The organism is Bradyrhizobium sp. CCGUVB23, from assembly GCF_024199885.1.
Taxonomy (GTDB): domain Bacteria; phylum Pseudomonadota; class Alphaproteobacteria; order Rhizobiales; family Xanthobacteraceae; genus Bradyrhizobium.
This window is the reverse complement of record NZ_JANADQ010000001.1, coordinates 7,538,695-7,560,287: the sequence shown is the minus strand read 5'-3', so window position 1 is coordinate 7,560,287 and position 21,593 is coordinate 7,538,695. Positions and strand designations below refer to the sequence as shown.

Below are 21,593 nucleotides of genomic sequence, written 5' to 3'. Positions count from 1 at the left end.
CGACAGATTTTTTCGCTCGCGCGCACACTGCCGTGATGATTTGTCGCAAGGAAAAACGCCCCCGTTCAAAGCTCCCCGAAATGTGATCAGCGGATTCCAGTCGCTCCTGTCCTAGCAGGCGCCGGTGAAGACGCGCTTTGCGCTACCGCGTCATCTTTTCCAGTTCTGGAAAGGGTGCGTAAACCGCTCCCGCGCACAGCTCGCCAGCCCGGTCAGTGACCCGGTCGGCGCGTCCATTGACGTAGATGATCGCCCGCTCGCGCATTCCCCTGTAACTGCCATCACCCTCGCGTGGGGTGAAGTGCAGGCAGCTCACATAGAACGGCCGGCCCCCGACCGTGCGCAGCACCGGATCCGCCATGGCGGCATCGCGTACGCCGAGCGGATCGTTCAGATAGCTGTGCATGATGGCGAGCGCCTCGCTGCGGAAACTGTCCGGAAACGGCTGCTGCGCTGGATTTCCCGCGTCGTCCACCAGTGACGGCCGGCCGCCATCGCTGCCGAAGCAGGCCGCAAGCATCAGCGGCAGCACCAGGACGCTCGCGCGTTTTGCCAATTCCCCCACGACTCCCCTCTCTCGACCGGACGCTAAGCCGTTCTAGCCGCAAGGTCGGGCCGAGGGAATTCGCTTCTCGCTCCTGAAATGGGCTTAACCGGCCCGCCGCCATCGCTCACGCTTTCGCGAGGCGATGGCAGTCGGGCCGGGCCTGAACCCTGCGCGCGATGGCGGGGCAATGTGGGTCGCCACCGCGCGGGATCAGTTACGTTGCTAGCTGCGCTTCTCGGTCGTCACCGGCGCGCTGGGCTTGGTGACGTCGGGCTGGGCCTTCGGCTGCTTCTTGGCCGAAAGCATCTTGTGGTGATGACGATGCTTGTGGAGCGACTTGTGCTCGCTCGGTGCGATCGCGGCGTTGGCGTTCATCGCTTTCGTCTTGGTATCGAGCTTGGCGCCCGCCTTGGCATCGGTCTTGACGTTGGTCTTGGCGTCCGCCTTGACGTCAGCCTTGGTGCCGGTGTTCGACGCCTTGGTCTGCGTCTGCTCCGACTTGATCACCGGGGCCGGCGTCGTGGTCTTGCCGGACTCTGCGGCGAAGGCCGGAGCGGCGATGACGGAAGCGGCAAGGAAGGCTGCGGAAATGGTCTTCAACATGGTGTTGTCTCCTCTTTGAAGGATCTTGAGGCGGCGCCCTCTCGCCGACCCTTCGATCATGGAGCAGACGTTAGGCGGGGCGCGCTGAACCCATTCTGAAGCGCAATGTTCGCCTCCGTTCATCTCGATGACATCTTTGTCATGTTTCGGCCGAGGGCCTGACCATGGTGTCCTGGGAATAAGCCGTGCGGCCGGGAATGTTTTTGCGGCGCGGGTGTTCCCGTCTTGAGGCAATCGTGTAGGATCGCCGCATTCCATACGGGAGACTTAGATGAGCAAAGTTGCAAAGCTTCTGGTTCCGGCACTCGTCTGCATGACGCTGGTCGCCGTGCCGGCAATCCAGAGCGCCTATGCCAATGGCAGCGATACCCCCTCCGGCTCGGGGTCATCAGATACGACGTCGACCAAGAAAAAGAAGAAGAGCTCCTCCGTCAGCGACCCCAAATTCCTCGCCGCCTATCGCACGGCCTACACAACGATCTACGATCGCCACGACTATGCGAGCGCAATCGACCAGCTCAAGACGCTCAAGCGCGACGACGTCGCCGATGTCGCCAACCTGATCGGCTACTCCTACCGCAAGCTCGGCGACTACAAGCAGTCGCAGACCTATTACGAGCTGGCGCTCAAGGACGACCCGAACCACGTGCGCACCTGGCAGTATTACGGGCTATGGCAGCTCGAGCAGGGCAATCGCGAACAGGCGCAGTATCATCTGAACAAGATCGCCTCGCTCGCCGGCACCGGCAGCGACGAATATCGCTCGCTTGCGGCTGCGCTCGACAAGCCGACGGGCGCGACGCTCGTGTACTGACGACCGCTCCACTCCAGGGATGAATGAACCGGCGCAACTCTCGGGGGTTGCGCCGGTTCTGTCTTGTCGGCTAGCTTTCGCGAAGAACCTCTCCTTCGCGTATGGTGTGCAATGGATGCGTGGTTACGAGCCGCGATCGACTACATCGGCTCATGGATCGAGTTTCAGCTGGTCGGATCGCAACAGCCGGGCCTCATCATCGCGATCACCCATCGCGGCGAAGTCGTCGCCGAGCATGCCTTCGGCCTTGCCGATCTCGACACCGGCGAAAAGCTGACGCCGCGGCACCGCTTTCGCATCGCCTCGCATTCCAAGAGCTTCACCGCCGCCGGCATCCTGAAACTGCGCGAGCAGCGCAAGCTGCGGCTCGACGACACCGTGGGCCAATATGTCGGCGGCTTGCATCCGCGTGTTGCCGAGACGACGATCGCACAGCTGCTCTCCCATAGCGCAGGCCTCACGCGCGACGGCGCCGACTCCGGCCAGTTCATCGACAGCCGTCCCTACCTCAACGAGAAGGAATTATTGGCCGAGCTGCGAACGCCCACGGCGATCGATCCCGGCACACGCTTCAAGTACTCTAATCACGGCTTTGGCCTGATCGGTCTTGTGATCGAAGCCGTCACGAAAGAGCCTTACCCTGCCTGGATCAAGCGCGAGATCATCGCGGCTGCCGGCCTGCGCGAGACCGAGCCGAGCGCGCCGCTTGCCAAGGGCGCGCCGTTCGCCCGCGGCCATACGCGCAAGCTACCGCTCGGCGAGCGCTGCGTTATTCCCGGCGACAACCCCACCCACGCGATGACGTCCGCCGCCGGCTTCGTTGCAACCGCCGCCGACACTGCCCGCTTCTTCGCGCAGCTCGCGCCCAACGCAAGGAAGAGCGTGCTATCGGTCGCGAGCCGCCGCGAAATGACGCGGCACCATTGGCGCATTCCCCAGAGCTTCGAGTGCTATTATGGCCTCGGCGTCAACGCCAGCAGGGACGACGGCTGGGACTGGTTCGGTCATAGCGGCGGCTTCCAGGGCTACGTCTCAAGGACGTGCTCCATTCCGGCCTGCGAGCTCGCTATCACCATGCTCAGCAACTGCATCGACGGCGCGGCGCCGATTTGGATGGACGGCGCGATGCAGATCCTGCGTGCATTCCAGAGCCGCTGGACGCCTGACCGGCGGTCACGCGACTGGACGGGCCGCTGGTGGACGATCTGGGGCGCGGTCGATCTCGTGCCGATGGGCAACCGCGTCGTGGTCGCCAATCCGCACTTCAACAATCCGTTCATGGATGCGGCCGAGATCGAAGTCACCGGCCGCGATTCCGGCACCTTCGCCGCAGCCACGGGCTACGCCAGCCATGGTGAGCCGGTGCGCCGTATCCGCGACAAGCGCGGCAAGATCCGCGACATCTGGCTCGCCGGCATCAACGTCAAGCCGGAGAGCGTCATCGCCCGCGAGATCGCGCACAAATATACGCCGCGGAAACGCCGGCCTACTGTTTGATTATCGCCTCGACCTCGGCGCGAAATGCCTGCCGCGACGCATCGCGCGAGTAGAACATGTGACCGCCAGGATAGACCACGAGTTTTACCCGTGGCGCCGACGCAAAGGCAGGCAACTGGTCGAGCACGATCTGCGAGCCGAAATAGGGCGTGGCGAGGTCGAACAGGCCGTGTCCGACCAACACCGTCATCTTCGAGTCCGTTGCGAGGATCTGGCGCAGCTCCGACACCGACTGCGCGGGATTGATGCCGTGGCCGAAATCCCAGGCCCGTTCGACTGCGCCGTTGAGCACCTCATAGGAGCCGTCCGGCCGCCAGTTCAGCTTGCGCGTGAGGAGGTCGACGGCCGCACTGGTCAGTGGCGCCTGAAGCGCGTCGCCCGAGGGATCGCCGAAGCGGAAGCTGCTGGAATCCGGATAGGGATCGAAGCCACGCACGGAGGCATCGTAGCGGCCGGTTACCTTACCGTTCTTGCGGTCGAGCTCGCGGCGGAATTCGCCGACGTCAAAGCGGCCCGCGAGCCTGCGGCTCACCGCCTGGTCGATTCCGGTCAGCGCGGCGACCTTGTCGGCCAGACGCGTGGCCGCCTCCCTGTCCGCCTCGCCTTTGACGAGGTCGGCCAAGAACTCGCCGCGCGCGTAGGCTTCCACGTCGGCGAGATCGGCTCGCTTCACCGGCCCCTTGGCTTCGCGCACGGTCGCGGCATAGCTGGGCAGCGTTGCGACGTATTGCAGAAGGCTGGTGCCGGTGAACTCGCGGAAGTCGAACAGCGGCGAGACCATGATCAGGCCCTTGACGCCGACGCCCTGCTGCATCTGCAACTGGCGTACGACCTTCGGCCCGCGAATGCCGCCATAGCTTTCGCCCGCGACATATTTCGGCGACAGCAGCCGGTCGTGCTTCTCGAGCCAGCGGCGGATCACCAGCGCGAGCGCGCTGACATCGCCGTCGACGGAATAGAACCGCCTGCGGACATCCTCACCGGTCGCCACGAAGCGGCTATAGCCGGTCCCGACCGGATCGATGAAGACGAGGTCGGTGAAATCGAGCCAGGTCTCCGCATTTGGCTTCACCTCCGGAGAGGTCGACGGCGTGACCTCGTCGGCATTGATCGGCAGCCGCCAGGGACCGGCATTGCCGAGCTGTAGCCAGGCCGACGATGCGCCGGGTCCGCCGTTGAAGAAGAACGTCACCGGGCGCATGGCGCGGTCGGTGCCGTCGAGCTGGTAAGAGGTGTAGGCGATCTCGGCCTGCGGCTCGCCCTTGTCGTCGAACAGGCGGATCGAGCCTGCGGTCGCGGCGAAGGCCAGCGTTCGCCCAGGCAGCTCGAGCGTCTGCCGGGTGGTGGAGTCCGGCGGCAAGCGATGCTGCTCGGCCGTTACAGGAGGATTTTGCTGCGCATTTTGCACGTTGCCGCCGCGCCCGCCGCCCTTCTGGCCAGCCGGCGCCGTCGCCTCGGGACGGGGCGGATCGTCCGCTCGGGCCGGGCCGAGCGTGGCAAAGGCGAGGAGCGCCAGCAAAAGCCCCCCGCGGCGAAGCGCCGGCGATGTGATGGTCACGTTGCTCACTCCCTGTTGTCCGCTACAGGCTGTAGCACAAGATTACGACAAACGCGCGGCATCACGGCGTATTGACCGTTTGCCATGGCGCGGGGTCACGCTCGACAAGAACGGCCGAGGTCGTATAGGACGACTCGGCACACCTTTTCGAGCCGGCCTGACCCTTTCGAGCCCCGCGATTACATGACAAAGCCCAAGCGATATGATCGGATCGCCTTCGTCGCCAGCGCGGGCACCGAGGCCCAGGAAGCCTATACGCAACTGACCGGGTTGTACGGCAATTGCGCACCCGATGAAGCCGACGTCGTCGTGGCGCTCGGCGGCGACGGGCTCATGCTGCAAACGCTGCACCAGAACATGCGCACGGGAAAGCCGATCTACGGCATGCACCGCGGCACTGTCGGCTTCCTGATGAACGAATTCTCGACGGTCGACCTGCGCGTGCGGCTCGAGGCCGCACATGTGTCCGTGATCCATCCGCTGCTGATGCGCGCCACCGACGTGCAGGGCGCGGTTCACATTCATCACGCCATCAACGAGGTCGCCCTGTTTCGTCAGACCTATCAGGTGGCGCGGCTGAAGATCCTGGTCGACGAGCATGAGCGCATGTCCGAACTGATGGCCGACGGCATCATGGTGGCGACACCTGCTGGCTCGACCGCATACAATCTCTCAGCGCAGGGGCCGATCCTGCCGATCAACGCCGCCCTGCTCGCCCTCACGCCGATCAGCCCCTTCCGTCCGCGCCGCTGGCGCGGCGCCCTTCTTCCCAACACGGCCTATGTCGTGTTCGAGGTGCTCGATTGCGAGAAGCGCCCCGTGGCGGCGGTCGCCGACCATGACGAGGTGCGCGACGTGCGCCGCGTCGAGGTGCTGTCCGACAAGACCATCTCGATGCGGATGCTGTTCGACCCCGGCCACAGCCTGGAAGAGCGGATCCTGCGCGAGCAGTTCGGCTACTAGCACCAGCCTCGGCAGGCGGGAGGCAACGCTTCATTAACCTCGGACGCGATATGGTTAACGAAGTTTGACCGCTTCGGCCTGGGCGTCATGTTCCGCATCGATTTCAACAAGCTGCGCTTCCTCGTCTGCGACGACAATCCGCACATGCGCCGCATCCTGCGGACGCTGTTGCACTCCTTCGGCGCACGCGAGGTCTATGAGGCCGAAGACGGCGCGACCGCGCTCGAAATGTACAGCCACTACGTGCCCGACATCGTCATCACGGACTGGGCGATGCCGATCTTCGACGGGCTCGAGCTGGCGCAGATGATCCGGCAGCCGGAATCCAAGGGTAACCCCTACGCGCCGATCATCATGCTGACAGGTCACTCCGAAAAACGCCGCGTCACCGTGGCGCGCGATGCCGGCGTCACCGAATTCCTGGCCAAGCCGATCTCCGCCAAGGGCCTCTACCAGCGCATCCTGAACGTGGTCGCCAATCCCCGGCCCTTCATCAAGACCAAGACCTATTTCGGGCCCGATCGCCGCCGCAACACCAGCTCCGCCTATATGGGCCCCGAGCGCCGCGTCGGCGAAAAGCACGAGGTGCTGCAGCAGCCTTCGCTGCTCGACAAAGCACGGTCCTCCATCTAGCGAGCGTTCTCAACCATCGAGGCAGGCATCATGGCCAAGAACAGCCCCAGAGACATCGAGGTCAAGGCCTTCGCCACCCACCAATTGATCACGCAGCCCAATCCGCTGCGCAAGGTGCTGCGCCGGGTCGGAGAGAAGGACATGGACGATCCGGTCGGTCGCGCCGAGCAGGCGCTCGCCGGACTCTCCGGGGAGTTCAAGGACTGGATGGCGGTCGAAGCCGGACGGCTGGCTGCGGCCTACGCGGCCGTGCAGACGGACGGCTTCACCAGGGAGGCGCGCGACGAGCTGTTTCGTGCAGCCCACGACATCAAGGGCGATGCCGCGACGTTCGGTTATCCGTCCGCCGCGGTCATCGCCGAAAGCCTGTGCCGCGTCATCGAGCATGCGCCGGATCTCGCCAGGGTGCCGAGCGAGCTATTCTCGCACCACATCAACGCCATTCAGGCCATCGTGCACGAGAACACCAAGCTCGACAGCCTGAGCGTCTCGAGCGAGCTCAGCCGCCGCCTGCGCAGCGTTGCCGACGACTATCTCGCCCACGTCAACCGCGACCGCCCCGAGCATCTCGAAGCGATTCTGGCGCCGAGCATCGTGCCGGGAGAATAACGTTCCGGCCACTCCCCGTCATTGCGAGCCGCCGGGTCCGCGCGTAGCGCGGCCCGATGACAGGCTCCGCGAAGCAATCCAGAATCCCTCCTCGCAAACAGCCTGGATTGCTTCGTGGCTACGCTCCTCGCAATGACGGAATTTTGTTGCTTGTTCGCCTTGGCAACGGCTATCGCTACGCCGCGATCAAATCATCATACAGCGGCGCGATCGCCTCCTCCGCGACGAGCTCGTCGCAGAACAGGCGCGCTTCCTCGCGCGCCGACTCGGTCGCGAAGCGGCGCAGCAGGATCAGCAGCGGCTCGATCGCGCCGCGATCGGTCTCGCAATGGGTGAGCACGCGCTCGACCATGCGCCTGCGCAGCCGCGTAGCGCCATCGTGGCTGTCGACAAAACCGTTCTCGTGGCAGGCCTCGAGCGCGACCTGGAACGCCGCGAAGGTCGATTCCGGGAAGCCCGCGCGGCGCAGCAGCGCATGCAGGCTGGCTCCGCCGCGATCATGCAGCAGCGCTGCCACGCGCGCCGGCGGCAGCTCCGACAATTCCGCAAGCGCCGCATTGAACAATTCGAGATTGCCCGACAATAGCGCGCGCAGGATCAGGCCGGCCGTGAGCTGCGACGTCGCGCGCAGGTGGCGTACGAGGCCTTGCATATCTTCGCCGCGCGAGCGCGCCGCGATGTTGACGGTGGAGCGGTCGCGGGCCTCGGTCGCGATGCGCTCGGCGCGATCGGCACTCAGCCAGTTGCGGGCGATCACGAACTGCGCAAGCGTTTCGGAGAGCTTTGCGACCAGCGCCGCGCGCGTGGCCGCGGGCAGATCCTCGAGCACCAGCAGCGCCTCGCGGATCGCGGCGAGATGGCCGTGACGCTCGACGATGCGATCCCAAGAGAACGGCGCGAGCTCGGCATAGGGATTTTCGATCAGCTCGAGCGCGGCCGCCGCGCAGCCGACCTCGGCGATCGCGGCACAGACCGACGCCGGCAGCGCGATGCGGCGGGCGATGGCGCATTGCACCTCGCAATTTCCGGTCGCGGCGATGTCGACGAGGTCGGCATCGATCAGGAGCGGCGAATGTTCGAGCACGGGAAGCGCGACCGAGGGCTGGTCGGTCGACAGCGCCTGGACGATGGCCGCTGGCGCCTCCGTCGAGCGTGCAAACGCCTCCGCCATGGCCTGGCGCACCAGCGGCGACGGATCGTCGAGCAGCATCAACAGCGCGCCTTCGGCGGCGACGCGATCGTCGTGGGAAAGATCTGAAATCAACCAGGCACGGGCCAAAGCCCGTGTTGCCTCTGCCCGCTCACCGGCGGACGCGGTTCTGATCCAATTGATAAACTGCCGAACGATCATTGTGCCCCGGCCTACGCAACCAAACGCGACGGCGCCCCGTCACCTGCAAGACAAAATAAACCACGACGCTTAACAAAGCGTTCACCATAACCGACTGGTTTTATTGACGTTTTGTTAAGGGCTGCAAATTTTGCAGCGCGAGACTAGCTCGAGAAGGTGCCGCTGCGATCGCTAAAGAGGTCGAGCGGCTGCGGCGCGCGAACGTCGGGCGTCGTATTCGTAACTGACGTGAGCGAGGCGTTATTGCCCCACAATTTCTGCACCGTGGCCGAGACGGGCTGCGTGCTGTCGCCGGGCTGATAGATCGAGCGAAACACCGGTGTGCCCGGCGAATTGTCCGCCACCGTTGTTGCCGAGGTCGCGCTGCCGGGTGTGGCCACGCGCGTGTCCGGGAAGGTCTGGAGATAGGCGGCGTTGTCGATCAGCGGCGTGGGCTGCACGCCGTTTGCGCTCGCGACCTGCGTCGTCGACCGCGTGTCGCCGTACATCGCCATTGCGCTCCGCGTCGATTTCGAATTCGCTGCGCTGGCATAGCGTGAATCCAGCACCGAATAGACTTCGGAGACGCTGCGCGCGCGGCCGTCCCTGGCGTAGAAGATCGAACGGTTGGCCGCGGCCGCATTGGGAAACAGCCGCGCGCCCACGGCTTGCGGATTGTCCTCGGCGTTGGCAATCAGCTTGGCCGCGCCGCCGACGCCCATGAAGTGCGCCATATAGAGCTCGCTGTCGCTCGGACGGCGGCCGAGCAGGCCCGTGAGCTTGAAGCTGTTCGACTGCGTCAGCACGGCGGCCATGCTCGATGCGGCCTGCGGATCATCGCGCAGCTTCATGATCGAGCTCCGCATGGTCGGGTCGGTGACAGTGTAGCTGCCGGAGGAAGTCCTGGTGATGGCATCGGCATAGCTGCCGTAGCCGAGCTGGGTGCCGGCCTCCTTCACGGTGCCGAGCCAGGTCTGGTCGATGAACTGATAGAGCCCGTGCGCGGACGAGGTCGACGCACCCGCGGTCGGATTGAAATCCGATTCCATTTTGGCGGTGGTCAGCATGTATTCGAAGCTGACACCGGTGAGATTGGAGGCCTGTTTGATCGCGCCGGTCACACGCGCCCGCGACGGATCGATCCCCGCCGTCGTCGTGGCACTAGAATTGTCGACCGACATGTTGCGCAGCCCCGCTCCGCGCGGCGTTGATGACGCCGGCAATTCGGCGTCATGTCGTCTCACGGTGGGACAGGTATGGTTAATGCGGAGTTAATTTCTCATCCCCCGTCATTCCGGGGCATCACCCGGCGATGGACCCGGAATGACGGAGGTTATTTCTTATAGACCGCGCCCGGATCGAACAGCCGCTCGGCCTCGACGAAGACGAGCTTCGCGCTTCCGCCATCGGCCTCCACCTTGCGGTAGAAGCACGACCGGCGGCCGGTGTGGCAGGCCGCGCCAACCTGCTCGACCCGGATCCAGACCGCGTCCTGGTCGCAATCGGTGCGTATCTCGACGACTCGCTGGGTTTGACCTGACGTCTCACCTTTTCGCCACAAGGCGTTACGCGAGCGGCTGAAGTACCAGGCCTCGCCGGTCGCAATCGTCTTGCGCAGCGCCTCGTCGTTCATGTGGGCGACCATCAGCACGTCGCCGGTCGCGGCATCCGTTGCCACGCAGGTGACGAGACCGGCCGCGTCGAATTTGGGCTGGAAGCTCAGCCCTTCCTCGATGTCGTGGGAGTGCGTGGACACGAGACCTCTCGCAAATTCATGGCGAGGGTCAGCGCTGTGAGCCTCGCACCAGGGACAGGAAGCGGGCCTGCTCCGCCGGATTGTCGCGGAACATGCCGGTGAAGCGGCTGGTGAACGTCATCGCGCCATGCTTGGCGACGCCGCGCACCGACATGCAGGTATGCTCGGCCTCGACCAGCACCGCAACGCCGCGGGGCTTCAGGATCTCGTCGATCGCGGCCGCGATCTGCGCGGTCAGATGCTCCTGGGTCTGGAGCCTGCGGGCGAAAATGTCGGTCAGCCGCGCGAGCTTGGACAGGCCCACGACGCGCTCGACCGGCGTGTAGGCGATGTGTGCCTTGCCGTAGAACGGCATCATGTGATGCTCGCACTGCGAGGTGAACTCGATGTCACGCACCAGCACGAAGTCGTCATAGCCGGCGGTCTCGCCGAAGGTGCGGTCCAGCACTTCGGCCGGGCACTGGTGGTAGCCCTGATAGAGCTCGTCGAAGGCCTCGACCACGCGGCGCGGCGTGTCGAGCAGACCCTCGCGGTCGGTGTTCTCGCCGATATAGGCGAGCAGCGTCTTCACCGCCTGCTCGGCCTCGGCGCGCGCTGGGCGCGGCTGGTCGGCACGGACGGCGGCCGCGAGAAATTCTGCAGGATCAAGCTCAGCGGGTCGATCGACCTGCTTGTCGGAAGGCTTGCTCGGGCGGATGGGTTTGATCAACGCGTCCATGTCAACTCCGTTCGACGGCCTTGCGGCCGGAGTGTCACCGGCAGACGGGGCGGTCAAGCCGCCGGACGCCTGAGAGAACAACCAAATTGAGGCGATCAACCGCCCTCGCCTCTACGTCGGATGCGGGGTGCTCGACCACCGCCGACAAGGCCACCGGGCTGTTTTTCCGCCAGTTCCAACCCTATATAAGACCGAGGACGGCGGCCGCCAAGGCCGATCCCGCCGGAAGCCGCCCGGAAGGTCTCGGACTCCATCACATGCTGAACGACATCTATAACAAGCGGATCATCGAACTGGCCGGGAATATCCCGCGTCTGGGTCGCCTCTCCGATCCCGACGCCAGCGCCACCGCTCACTCCAAGCTGTGCGGCTCGACCGTGAAGGTCGATCTCAAGATGAGCGGCGACACCGTCACCGACTTCGCCCACGACGTGAAGGCCTGCGCGCTCGGACAGGCGTCTTCATCCATCATGGCAAGTCACGTGGTCGGCTCGACTGCGAGCGAACTCCGTGAGTTACGCGAAGCCGTTCGCAAGATGCTGAAGGAAAATGGCACCCCGCCGGACGGAAAATGGACCGAGATCAAGTTCCTCGAGCCGGTCCGCGACTACAAGGCACGCCACGCTTCGACACTGCTGACCTTCGATGCCGTCGTCGACGCCATCGGCCAGATCGAAGCGAAGACGAAACAGCCGGCCGCGGCGCAGGACTGAGCCTCCCCCAACGACGTCATTCCGGGGCACGCGCCAGCGCGAACCCGGAATCCAGAGGTTCGGGCGCGAGATTCCGGGTTCGTCGCTGTGCGACGCCCCGGAATGACATTGAGAGATGAGACTACTTCTGTGACGCCGGGCCAGGCGCCGACGCACCGCCTGTCGCCACCATTGCTTCCGCCGTCTTGGTCGACCTGACCTGCTGCTCCGGTTCCGCCGCAAAGCGATCCTGCGCCTTCGGCGCAGCGTCCGCCATCGCAGGGGCCGAGACGCCGACATGCGGCAGCACGTCAGAAGCGGCATCCGTCGTTACTACATTGGTGAGCTTGAGCTCGGCCGCATCCAATTCGTGCAGATCTTCCCACGGCGGCACATTCAATGCGAGCGACAGCAAGTCGCCGGCGCCGCCCATATCGAAGGTGTACTTGGCGAGCCGGCCGATGTCGCGCTCGACGATCATCAAGTCCTGCGCGCTGTAGCTTGCGGCCCGCGCGTCGTCGGCGCGGTCGCCCATCCAGATCTGATGCACGCGGACATGGGCCGCTTCCGGCACGAAACGCGTCTTGCCGGCCAGCAGCAGGAACACGCACATGGACTCGCAATACGCCTCGGGCGCGACTACTGGACGCGCGCCCTGCCCGCCGCGGTTCTGCACGCTGATGCCGACGGTGGTCAAAAGGCCGAGGTTACGGAAGCGCCGCCCAAGCGTGATCGCGTCGTTGACGGAACCACCGCTGGAGTCGAGCACCACGGTCGCGCCGCCAAGCTGGCGCCCGCGGGCAAAATCCTCAAAATCCTTCGGCGTATCGGCTGTGATGATGCCGACGGCGCTGACCCAGCCGCGGCAGTTCGGCTCGCATGCAATCCAATTGAATTTCATGGGCAGCTTGCGCTCTTCGAGCGTACCGCCGGCATGCGCGGAAGAGCTGAAGGTCGCGACCGCGCCCGTCAGCGCGACGCAACAAGCAGCGGTTCCCACAAGCAACCAGCCGCGAAGATCAAGCGACTTCAGAAGTCTCAACGTGGTTCCTTCCCCAAGCCTCAAAAGCGATCAGGCAAGCCCCATGCAACGTCCGACTCTGTATCACACGGCCGTCACAAAAAATGTATCCGGGGGAATACAGATCGTCCATAGGTACTTGCTGCACTGCCCCCTAAAAGCATGCAAAATATGGCGTCCGCGCAACGGCTTGCTGTTCCCTGCGCTGGAACCGCGCAACACCTCGCACAGCTTCGCAGCAAGGCGCACATGAAGCGTTCAGCGTCAGAACCGGATCGCACCATCGTCGCATCGCTGCTGCGGCTGCCGCGCATTGTCGGACGCGGGCTGATCTGGCTGTACCGACACACGCTGTCCCCGCTCGTCGGCTACAACTGCCGCCACCTGCCGACCTGCTCGGCCTATGGCGATGAGGCGATCGAACGTTTCGGACTCTGGGCCGGTGGCTGGATGACGCTCGCGCGGCTGTTGCGCTGCCACCCGTTCGGAACGTCAGGCATCGACAACGTGCCGCTGACAGCCCCGCAAGGCGCACGCTGGTATCTGCCCTGGCGCTATGGACGCTGGCGCGGCGTCAACGCTCCCTGATTTCGTCGCACCGCTTCCAAGCGTGCCCTGCATCTCTGACGTGCAGGGAACCGCGGATGCTACGATCGCGTTGTTGTGATGCTCCCAATCGGGAGGAAACAACAATGCGCTGGAAAATCAGCCCCCATGGTCACGACAGCAGGACCATCGACCTGCTCGCCATCATCGCGCTGCTCACCCTCGTCCTCGGCTCCGGCTGGTACCTGGCAACGAGCCTCGCAACCCCGCCAAGCACGACGGCCTTCATCGTTCCGAGCCAGAGCGTTCACTGGTAGCTAGAAGCATGATCCGGAAAGTGTGAAGCGGTTTCCTCGCGACAAACGCGGAACGCGTTTGCGCGGAGATCATGCTCAAACAAATAACCTGGAGCGCGATCTCATCGCGCTTTAGCGAAACCAGAAGAAGCGTCCGGGCGGCGGCGGGATCGGCTCGGGCGGACGCGGCCGCTTCGGACGGACCGGCTTTGGCGGCGGTTCAGCCCACGAGGTGGTCTCGGCCGGCACGGCCTCGCTTCCCGGCACCTTCACCGACAGCAGCAGGTTCGATTCGTTCATGCGCCAGCGATAGCCGATGCCGAAATCGATCGGCTGGGCACGCGTGAAGAGCTCGGCATAGCGTTCCTGATAGCGGCCTGGAAATTCCGCAATCGGGCCGAGATAGCGCCCGAACGGGAAGAACCGCCATTGCCGCGCATTGTAGTTCGCGAGCGGAACGCCGGAATCGTCCTGGATGATGGTGGCGCTGTTGGCAAGCAGCCAGTCGCGCACGGTCGTGAAGTTCCCGGCATGCAGGAGATACGACGCGCTCTTGAGCAGGCTGTTGCCGGGTCCGAGCGTCTCGCAGAATTTCAGGAAGCCGGCCGCGCGCGCGCCGGAATTGGAGAGATCCGTCGAGAAGTAATACAGCGTCCGCGCCTCGCCATCGCTGCCGGCGAAGGTGATGCGCACGCCGTGGGTGGCGTTCGGACCTACGTTTTCGCCTGCGACATGCAGGCCGCCCTTGTCGTCGATCGAGATCATCTCGACGTTGCGGATCGTCTTCCCCGAACGCGCCAGGAAAACGTAGAGGATCGGCAAGGTGCCGTTGACCTCGTTGGCGTGCAAGTCGACCTTCATGTGCTTGGTGATGAAGAAGCTGAAGCTGAGGATCGAGCCAAGCGAGCGCTCGACATTGTAGAGCGCGGGCGCGATCGCGCCCCGCGGCACATGCGTCAGGTCGGGAACGTTGCCGACCGGCTCGAGCGCGCCAAGCACGTAGGTGCTCGCCTTGGAATAGAATGCGTCGGCGTAGAGGAAATCCGGCCCCGAGAACATGTAGAACATGGTCGGCCTGGGCGCGGCCAGATTGACGTCGGACCAGGCGCGGATCTTCGAAAGCTGGCGCTGCTCGAGCTGGGCGAAGGCGCCGTCGAAGAACTTGGCGTGACGCTGCCAGGATGGATCCCTGGTCAGCGCCACAAGCGGAGACTCCGCGGATGGCTGCATGCCCGCGAGGAAGCGCGCCGTGTCGTCGGCCGTGACGGTGCCGGCCGCACGTGCGGGGGTTACGACCGCGAACAACAAGGTGAAGGCGACAGCCGCGATCTTCATGGGTCGAAACATGTCTATTCGCGATTGTGTGAGGTTGCAGCGGCGTCCGGCCGCCTGCGGAATATGGCGTAGATCAACAGGCCCGAGAGCATGATCAGCATGCTCGACAGCGACTGAACCGGCCGCTCGGTCAGCAGATAGTACATCATGAAGGCGGTCACGAGCAGGAAAACCACCGGCGTGACCGGGTACCCCCAGGCGCGGTAGGGCCGCGGCAAGGCGGGATCCGTAAAGCGCAGCTTGATCACCCCGAGCACGGTGAAGAACGAGCAGAACAACAGCGCGAACTGGATGAAGTCGAGCACCGCCTCGAAGCTGCGCGTGAAGAGCAGGAGGTTGGCGACCGCGAGCTGAAACAGGATGGCATAGGCCGGCGCGCCGCTCGCCGATTTCCGGGAGAACACGCGGAGCGCAGGAATGTCCTCGCCCATCGTCATCATGACGCGCGGACCGATCCACATCATCGCGCTGATGGAGGAGATCAGGCCGATGCAGATCATGGTGGCGACGATGCGGCCGCCGAGGTCGCCGAAGATGGCAGCGCCGCTGATGCTCGCGACCTCGAGCTGGCCGGCGAGCTTGTCGATCGGGGTTGCGTAGAGAAAGACCGCGTTCAGCGCCACATAGAGCACCATCACGATCAGCGTGCCCGCTAGCAGCGCGCGCGGAAGGCTCTGCTGCGGCATGTGCAGCTCGCCGATGATGTAGGTCGCCGCGTTCCAGCCGGAGAAGGAGTACATCACGAAGACGAGCCCGATCGCGAAAGGCGCACTGGTGATGTGGCCGAAGTCGCCCGCCGCCGGCACGAACGATACCGGCTGCCGCACCCCGATCGCAAAGCCCGCGACCAGGAAAGCCACGATCAGAATGACTTTCAGAATCGTCGAGACGAGCTGAAAGGTCGATGAGTGTTTGACGCCGGTGAGCTGCACGATCGACACCAGCCACACCACGCCGATGGCCAGCGGAATCGGCGGCAAGGCCGGAATGACGGACTTCGCATATTGGCCGAACGCCATCGCCGCGAGCGCGACCGGTGCGGCAAAGCCGACGGTCGCCGAGACCCAGCCGGCGAGAAAACCGAATGCGGGATGATAGGCGCGGCCGAGAAAATTGTACTCGCCGCTCGAGCGCGGAAACATCGCGCCGAGTTCGCTGTAGGAGAACACACCGCATAGCGCGACAATGCCGCCGACCGTCCACAGCAGCAGGATCGAGAAGCCGGACGGGATGTCCTTGACCTGGAAGCCGAGGCTCGTGAACACCCCGACGCCGACCATGTCGGCGACGACAATCGCAGTCGCCACGAGGACGGAAACGCCGGCCCCGCTTCCGAGACGCCGGCCCGTCCACGCCGCGCTTCCCGCATCTGATGCCGTCATCGCCGTCCTTAGCTGAGGCCTCGCGCCTCTCCCAAGCATCGTGCAGATTGGTCCAGTCAATTCAAGCAGGGTTAACAAGGGCTAAATGAGGCAATCGAACGCGGTATCTCAGCACCACACATGTACCTTGCCATGCAATAAATCTGCTGCGGAGCTGCGAAGGCCGGCTCCCCCTCCCCACAATCGCGACACGATTGCGTGGTCATTTCAAGCGTTCCGGATGTGGGGAGTTTTCTCCGGAAGCTTAAGCTTAACGTCGCCTAAACGCCAGTCGGCTCAACTAGCTCAAGATAGCCGATTGCCTTGGGGTTAGTGGGTGGATGGTCGGGGCCGATCCGAGAGTCGAAACAGCCATGAGTGCTGACCGGGCGAGATCGCCCGGCATGCATCGTCGTGCGTTTCGATTTGCCTGCCGGATCGGCCTCGCCTCAGTCCTGGTGCCGCTCTCGCTGACGCTGGTTCAATGCGGCAAGGCGCCCAACCCGGCGATGCTGGCGGCGAACTCCCAGGCAACCTCCGAGGCCAATACCCAGATCGTCGCCAAGACCAGCACGCAAGTCGCAAGCGGCGACACGTTCGAGGATCGCTTCCCGGCCCCGCAGTTCAAGGAGCGCTTCCCCTCGGCAAGCGAAAGCTTTCTGCAACGGCAGATGTCGGACTTCTCGCCGAAGCGCGCGGTGCAGGAGCCGGCGCCCGCCCGCTACAAGGTCGCCTCGCTCGAGCCGCAGGTGCCCTATCAACGTCCGCAACGCGACGACCTGACGACGCTCGTCAGCATGAAATCGTCCGCCTTCCCGTATTTCGGCAACAATCCCGCCTCCGACGCGCCCTTCCTCAACATCTCCAAGGGCGATCGCCGCGGCCATCGCAGCTATTCGGGACGGGTGTTCTGGCAGGACGAAACCTACAATGACAACCGCGTGCTCGTGCACGTTCCCGAGCATTTCGACGTGCGCAAGCCTGGCGTGATCGTTGTGTTCTTCCACGGCAACGGCGCGACGCTCGAGCGCGACGTGCGCGACCGGCAATTGGTGCCGCAGCAAATCTCCGAGTCCGGCGCCAACGCCGTGCTGCTTGCACCGCAGATGGCGGTCGACGCCGCCGATTCCAGCGCCGGCAAGTTCTGGCAGCCCGGCGGGCTCAAGCGCTTCATGGAGGAGTCGAGCCAGCATCTCGCCCGCCTCTATGGCGATCCGAACAGCGCGCGCGCCTTCGCCAACATGCCGATCGTCATCGTCGGCTACAGCGGCGGCTTCCTGCCGACCGCCTGGAGCCTCGATGTCGGCGGCATCAGCGACCGCGTTCGCGGCGTCGTGCTGCTCGACGCGGTCTATGGCGAGCTCGACAAGTTCGCCTCCTGGATCGAGAGCCACCGCTCCGGCTTCTTCGTCAGCTCGTACACCCACTACACCGCGCGGCGCGATCGCGAGCTGATGAGCATGCTCCGACAAAAGGGCATCAGCGTCTCGGAGGACATGGACGGCCCCTTGCGTCCCGGCAGCGTGGTGTTCGTCGAGACCGGCGACGGCATCAGGCATCGCGACTACGTGACCCGCGCCTGGACGCAGAATCCCCTGAAGGACGTGCTCGTCAAGATGTCGGCGACACCGTCGCTGGCGCTGACACGCGTGGCCGCGAGTGCGCAATCCTTATCGAGCCGCTAGCACCGGCGATCGCTGCGCGCGCCGCCACACGCCCGCGCTGTATCCAAGGTGCCGCCTGCTGATCAAAATGTGATGTTGATGGCCCGAGCCCCCGGAATGTCCGGGATTGTTTCCCCTGACGATGCCCATAACGTGGGCTGGGGATTCGGTGAGGGCCTGAAGTTGCGTGAGGGACTCTATAAGGCCAACTTTCACACCGTGCACGGCACCGGGTGCGGCGTGCTCTGTGTGACGGACGGCAAGCTCCGCGGCGGCAATTCCGCTTTCGCCTTCATCGGCACGTATACGGGCGAAGGCGAGAGCATCAAGGTCAAGATCTCGACTGAGCGCTACAACGACGACCCGACCTTCCGCCCGCTGTTCGGAACGGACAGGATCACCCTCACGCTCAGCGGCCGGGAAGACGGCGAGATGGCGGAATTCGAGGGCAGCGCTCTGCAGCTTCCCGGCGTCGCATTCCGGGCCGTGCTGACCCGGATCAGCGACTAGCCGCGGGTCAGCACGCTTCTCTGATCAGGCACCAATCAGTTCTTGGGGAGCTTCGGGATGCTTTCCGCAAAGCCGTTGAAGCAGGCCAAGCGCTCGTCCTCTTCCTTGAAGAAGCGGCAGTCGGCGACGCCCTTCGCCTTTGCGGGCTTCGGCTTCGGCTGGGGCGGGATCACCCCGTCGTAGCAGTTGAGCCGGTCCTTGGTGCCGTCGTCGAGATCGAGACAGGCCTGCAGCCTGACCGCGGTGGACTGCGGCTTGCCCTTGGGCGCGGCCGCCTCCGGTTTGCCCTTGGCCGCCGCCTCCATGGTACCCTTGCTGGCCCCCTTGGGCTTGACCTGCACCAGCGGCTTGTCGCCAACCATCGGCGTGTCGGTTTGCGCAAAAGCGGCGGCCGAATACAGCACCGCGACAAGCGCCAGAATCATCCTCATGTCAGTCAGCTCTCGTTGGTCCCCAACCCTCGCCTTCTAGCGCCCTCCTGCGCGGTTTGCCAAGCGTCCGCTGAGGAGAAAAGCCGGATGTGACGGGCTTTGCACTATGCCGCGGCCGTCGCCACGGCCTGCCGGGGCCGGGTCAACCCGACAACGGCAAGCGCGAGAACGACGAAGCCGGCCGCCACGAAGCCGATGGTGTGCAAGAGATCGCGCGCGAACAAGGCCCCGCCCGCTGCGGAGCCCACGGCCTGCCCGACATAGAGCACGGACGTATTGAGCGAGACGGTGGCCGGCGCCAGCGACGGCGCTGCCGCGACCAGGCGCACCTGCTGCATCGAGTTGGTCGAGGCAAAGCCCAGCCCCCAGATCGCGACCGAGAGGATCATCAGTGCCAAACTGCCGGCGCCGAGCGCCCATCCGGCGATACCCGCGAGCAACAGGCTCGTGAACAGAACCGAGGTCCTGTAGGGCCCCCAGGTATCGACGATCCGCGTGGCAATGAGGAGGCCGAGGAAGCCGCAGATACCGTAGACGCCGAAGGCCAGACCGACCGCATCGGGACTGGCATCCGTCAGCTTGTTCAGGAGCGGCCCCATGAAGGTGAAGATCACGAACTGCCCGGACATCTGCAGCATGGTGATCGCAAGCAGCAGCACGATGGTGCGATTGCGCTCGACTTCGCCCCAGGTCTTCAGATCGACCGGCGTGCCCTTCAACCCCTCCGGCAGCCGCCACAGCAACAGCAGGAAGCTGAGGCAGCCGAGCGCGCCAATCGCGCCGTAGGATGCCCGCCAACCGTAACGGCTGGCGATGAAGGTGATCAGCGGCAGCCCGACGGCCGCGGCAATCGACCATCCAAGAAACACATAGGCGATCGTGCTGCCACGCTTTTCGACCGGCACGATGATCGCCGCAGTGCCTGCGGCCTGCGGGGTATAGAGCGCGCCGATCGCGAGCATCAACAGGCGAATGGCGAGCAGGCTCGTATAGTCGGGTGCGAGGGCCGAGCCGATATTGCCGACGGCAAGCAACGCCAGCGTTGCGGTGAGCAGCATGCGCCGCTCGATCCGGCTGGTCAGCCACGCCGTCAGGGGCGAGCCGATGCAGAGCGTGATGGCGCCGAAGGTGATCAGAAGGCCCGCTGTGCGGATGCTGATGTCGAGCTCCGACGACAATTCAGGGAGCATCCCGGCCGGCGCGAGCACCGCGCAGCCGGTGACGACATTTCCAAGCATCAGGGCGGTTGGCGCGAAGCGGCGGGAAGCGGGATCGGATTTCATGCAGGTGCATGTAGGTAGCATCGGCACGGCGCGGAAGGTCCGACCATGTCTATTTCGCCGGATCCACGATGTCGCTGCGCGCACCAGCCGTGTTCACCTTCGCCGGCGCGCAGGTAGCGAGCAGCCGGTCGAGTGCCACCGTGAGCCCTTCGTTCGAGAGCCGGCTGGTGCGGGATGGCCCGGCGCCGTCCGGCCCCTGCGCCGCCTCCGTGAAATCGAAGTGTGGCGCATCCGACAGCGAAAGCAGCGTGGCCTTCCTGAATTGCGTGCCCCAGAACTCAAATCCCTGCAGCTTGACTGGAATCGAGATGAGCGCCAGCGAGTTTGCGCTTCCCAGCGCCACGCGAACCGAGGCAGGGCTGGCCGCGGACGCCGCAGGACGCCGGAACTCGAGCGCGAAGCGATCGAGGTCGAAGCATGTGAGGCGCCAGGCAATCAGGCGAAAGGATTTGTCGGTGTCATTCCGCTCGGCGACAACCTTCTGGACCATGCTGCGCATGCCGAATTCGAACAGCCACGGCGTTTCCACGTGCTCGCGCCGGTCGATGCCGAACCGCACGATCTCATCGCGCGTGAGCATGTGCATGTCCTCATATCTCACGGTGTCGGCAAGCCTGAGCAGGGCGAGGTCGACGCCCATTTTTGTGATGTAACTCGTCAGCAACTGCTCGGCCCGATCGAGGCCGCGCCTGGTGGCTGCCGCGCGCATCTCCGCTGTCGGCGCCTCGACCCGGAAGTGCGTCACGACCTTCGGCGAGTGCACCCCGAGCACGGCATCGGGTGCAATCTCCCGTGTCGCAGCTCCCAGCATCACATAAGGACAGGCCGAGGCGCAGACTGCCCCGCGGGTGGAGAGGTCACCATGCAATTCGCGCCCCGAGGCCTTCACCTTCAGACATACGTCACTGTCCTGGGCCTCGAAGCCACACTCTTCCGCCATCGTCCGCCCGACCCGCGCCACCGCGGCCCGCTCCCGTAGCATGGCGCCCATCACCACGGCCTGATCCAGATTGCCGCCGGGTGAGGCGAAATAGATCGGCAGGCGGCGATCGGGAACCTTTTGCAGGAATTTGCGAAACCGCGGCGCGGCTCCGGCGTCGATAGTGCCTTCTGCAGCGATCCAGCGGTCGCAGCCGCGGCCGCAGGCATCGGGCCCTCCTTTGACGACATAGAACGTGATTGGCCGCTGCGAGGTCGGCGGCGTCTTTGGCCGCATTTGTGGCAGCGGGCGTCCCGGCAACGGCTGACTTGGCTGCGGCGTCAGAGGGGCCTGCGAGACGCGGCTCGCGGCCGGTGCGGCCCAGGCAGGACCCAACGTCGGCCCGCCGACCAATGTCAGAAATGTGACGAGGACAATGCCGGCGCCGCCCCTGAGGCAAGTCGATCCAACGAACGTCACGAAGCAACTAACCCCAAAACCGCAGCC

The 21,593-nt window shown here is 64.7% G+C and carries 23 protein-coding genes; 10 read left to right on the top strand and 13 right to left on the bottom strand.

Features of this window, described 5'->3' with window-relative positions; all coding sequences use genetic code 11:
- Nucleotides 1–142 precede the first annotated feature (142 nt).
- Nucleotides 143–565, bottom strand: a complete 423-nt coding sequence (locus NLN62_RS35115) for a hypothetical protein (RefSeq protein ID WP_027525624.1) — start codon at nt 563–565, stop codon at nt 143–145.
- A 204-nt stretch (nt 566–769) separates the two neighbouring features.
- The gene (locus NLN62_RS35110; protein WP_027525625.1) at nt 770–1,150 is read right to left on the bottom strand and encodes a His-rich protein BRANT; all 381 of its coding nucleotides are present in this window, start codon (nt 1,148–1,150) and stop codon (nt 770–772) included.
- A gap of 271 nt (nt 1,151–1,421) precedes the next feature.
- Between NLN62_RS35110 and NLN62_RS35105 the strand changes: the two genes are divergently transcribed.
- Nucleotides 1,422–1,964, top strand: coding sequence for a lipopolysaccharide assembly protein LapB (locus tag NLN62_RS35105; RefSeq protein WP_027525626.1), 543 nt, complete (start codon nt 1,422–1,424; stop codon nt 1,962–1,964).
- A gap of 111 nt (nt 1,965–2,075) precedes the next feature.
- Entirely contained in the window at nt 2,076–3,461 is a 1,386-nt protein-coding gene (locus tag NLN62_RS35100; protein WP_254111812.1) for a serine hydrolase, read from the top strand.
- On the opposite strand, the gene NLN62_RS35095 is transcribed toward NLN62_RS35100, so the two are convergent.
- Nucleotides 3,451–5,013: a S10 family peptidase gene (locus NLN62_RS35095; protein ID WP_371933142.1), complete on the bottom strand. Its 1,563-nt coding sequence runs from the start codon at nt 5,011–5,013 to the stop codon at nt 3,451–3,453. The genes NLN62_RS35100 and NLN62_RS35095 overlap by 11 nt on opposite strands.
- A gap of 189 nt (nt 5,014–5,202) precedes the next feature.
- Between NLN62_RS35095 and NLN62_RS35090 the strand changes: the two genes are divergently transcribed.
- From NLN62_RS35090 to NLN62_RS35080, 3 genes are all read left to right on the top strand, one after another.
- Nucleotides 5,203–5,982, top strand: coding sequence for an NAD kinase (locus tag NLN62_RS35090; RefSeq protein ID WP_027525629.1), 780 nt, complete (start codon nt 5,203–5,205; stop codon nt 5,980–5,982).
- A gap of 87 nt (nt 5,983–6,069) precedes the next feature.
- Nucleotides 6,070–6,615: a response regulator gene (locus NLN62_RS35085; RefSeq protein WP_027525630.1), complete on the top strand. Its 546-nt coding sequence runs from the start codon at nt 6,070–6,072 to the stop codon at nt 6,613–6,615.
- A gap of 30 nt (nt 6,616–6,645) precedes the next feature.
- Nucleotides 6,646–7,224, top strand: a complete 579-nt coding sequence (locus NLN62_RS35080) for an Hpt domain-containing protein (protein WP_254111810.1) — start codon at nt 6,646–6,648, stop codon at nt 7,222–7,224.
- A 175-nt stretch (nt 7,225–7,399) separates the two neighbouring features.
- Here NLN62_RS35080 and NLN62_RS35075 read toward each other — a convergent pair whose 3' ends face one another.
- The 4 genes from NLN62_RS35075 to folE form a co-directional block, all read right to left on the bottom strand.
- Nucleotides 7,400–8,575, bottom strand: a complete 1,176-nt coding sequence (locus tag NLN62_RS35075) for a DUF2336 domain-containing protein (RefSeq protein WP_254111809.1) — start codon at nt 8,573–8,575, stop codon at nt 7,400–7,402.
- A gap of 143 nt (nt 8,576–8,718) precedes the next feature.
- A complete protein-coding gene (locus tag NLN62_RS35070; RefSeq protein ID WP_254113804.1) occupies nt 8,719–9,735 on the bottom strand; it encodes a lytic transglycosylase domain-containing protein in 1,017 nt (338 codons plus the stop codon).
- 152 nt (nt 9,736–9,887) lie between these two features.
- Nucleotides 9,888–10,310: a phosphoribosyl-AMP cyclohydrolase gene (hisI, locus tag NLN62_RS35065; RefSeq protein ID WP_027525634.1), complete on the bottom strand. Its 423-nt coding sequence runs from the start codon at nt 10,308–10,310 to the stop codon at nt 9,888–9,890.
- Between the two features lie 28 nt (nt 10,311–10,338).
- Nucleotides 10,339–11,028, bottom strand: a complete 690-nt coding sequence (gene folE, locus NLN62_RS35060) for a GTP cyclohydrolase I FolE (RefSeq protein ID WP_027525635.1) — start codon at nt 11,026–11,028, stop codon at nt 10,339–10,341.
- 257 nt (nt 11,029–11,285) lie between these two features.
- On the opposite strand from folE, the gene NLN62_RS35055 reads away from it, so the two are divergent.
- Nucleotides 11,286–11,741: an iron-sulfur cluster assembly scaffold protein gene (locus tag NLN62_RS35055; protein WP_254113803.1), complete on the top strand. Its 456-nt coding sequence runs from the start codon at nt 11,286–11,288 to the stop codon at nt 11,739–11,741.
- A gap of 121 nt (nt 11,742–11,862) precedes the next feature.
- Here NLN62_RS35055 and NLN62_RS35050 read toward each other — a convergent pair whose 3' ends face one another.
- A complete protein-coding gene (locus tag NLN62_RS35050) occupies nt 11,863–12,762 on the bottom strand; it encodes a hypothetical protein (RefSeq protein WP_254111808.1) in 900 nt (299 codons plus the stop codon).
- Between the two features lie 228 nt (nt 12,763–12,990).
- Between NLN62_RS35050 and yidD the strand changes: the two genes are divergently transcribed.
- Nucleotides 12,991–13,329, top strand: coding sequence for a membrane protein insertion efficiency factor YidD (gene yidD, locus NLN62_RS35045; RefSeq protein WP_027525638.1), 339 nt, complete (start codon nt 12,991–12,993; stop codon nt 13,327–13,329).
- A gap of 104 nt (nt 13,330–13,433) precedes the next feature.
- Nucleotides 13,434–13,604 carry a hypothetical protein gene (locus tag NLN62_RS35040; protein ID WP_198031851.1) on the top strand — a complete coding sequence of 57 codons (171 nt, stop codon included), beginning with the start codon at nt 13,434–13,436 and terminating at the stop codon, nt 13,602–13,604.
- A gap of 111 nt (nt 13,605–13,715) precedes the next feature.
- Here the strand turns inward: NLN62_RS35040 and NLN62_RS35035 are convergent, their stop codons facing one another.
- The gene (locus tag NLN62_RS35035) at nt 13,716–14,930 is read right to left on the bottom strand and encodes a hypothetical protein (RefSeq protein WP_254111807.1); all 1,215 of its coding nucleotides are present in this window, start codon (nt 14,928–14,930) and stop codon (nt 13,716–13,718) included.
- A gap of 2 nt (nt 14,931–14,932) precedes the next feature.
- Nucleotides 14,933–16,300, bottom strand: a complete 1,368-nt coding sequence (locus tag NLN62_RS35030; protein ID WP_254111806.1) for an APC family permease — start codon at nt 16,298–16,300, stop codon at nt 14,933–14,935.
- A 353-nt stretch (nt 16,301–16,653) separates the two neighbouring features.
- On the opposite strand from NLN62_RS35030, the gene NLN62_RS35025 reads away from it, so the two are divergent.
- Nucleotides 16,654–17,964: an alpha/beta hydrolase gene (locus NLN62_RS35025; RefSeq protein WP_254111805.1), complete on the top strand. Its 1,311-nt coding sequence runs from the start codon at nt 16,654–16,656 to the stop codon at nt 17,962–17,964.
- Between the two features lie 96 nt (nt 17,965–18,060).
- Nucleotides 18,061–18,453 (top strand): GrlR family regulatory protein, encoded by a 393-nt coding sequence (locus NLN62_RS35020; RefSeq protein WP_254111804.1) that lies wholly within the window; start codon nt 18,061–18,063, stop codon nt 18,451–18,453.
- A 35-nt stretch (nt 18,454–18,488) separates the two neighbouring features.
- Here NLN62_RS35020 and NLN62_RS35015 read toward each other — a convergent pair whose 3' ends face one another.
- The 3 genes from NLN62_RS35015 to NLN62_RS35005 form a co-directional block, all read right to left on the bottom strand.
- Nucleotides 18,489–18,884 (bottom strand): hypothetical protein, encoded by a 396-nt coding sequence (locus NLN62_RS35015; RefSeq protein ID WP_254111803.1) that lies wholly within the window; start codon nt 18,882–18,884, stop codon nt 18,489–18,491.
- Nucleotides 18,885–18,988: 104 nt separating this feature from the next.
- Nucleotides 18,989–20,167, bottom strand: coding sequence for an MFS transporter (locus NLN62_RS35010; RefSeq protein ID WP_254111802.1), 1,179 nt, complete (start codon nt 20,165–20,167; stop codon nt 18,989–18,991).
- A gap of 49 nt (nt 20,168–20,216) precedes the next feature.
- A complete protein-coding gene (locus NLN62_RS35005) occupies nt 20,217–21,566 on the bottom strand; it encodes a hypothetical protein (protein ID WP_254111801.1) in 1,350 nt (449 codons plus the stop codon).
- Between the last annotated feature and the right edge of the window lie 27 nt (nt 21,567–21,593).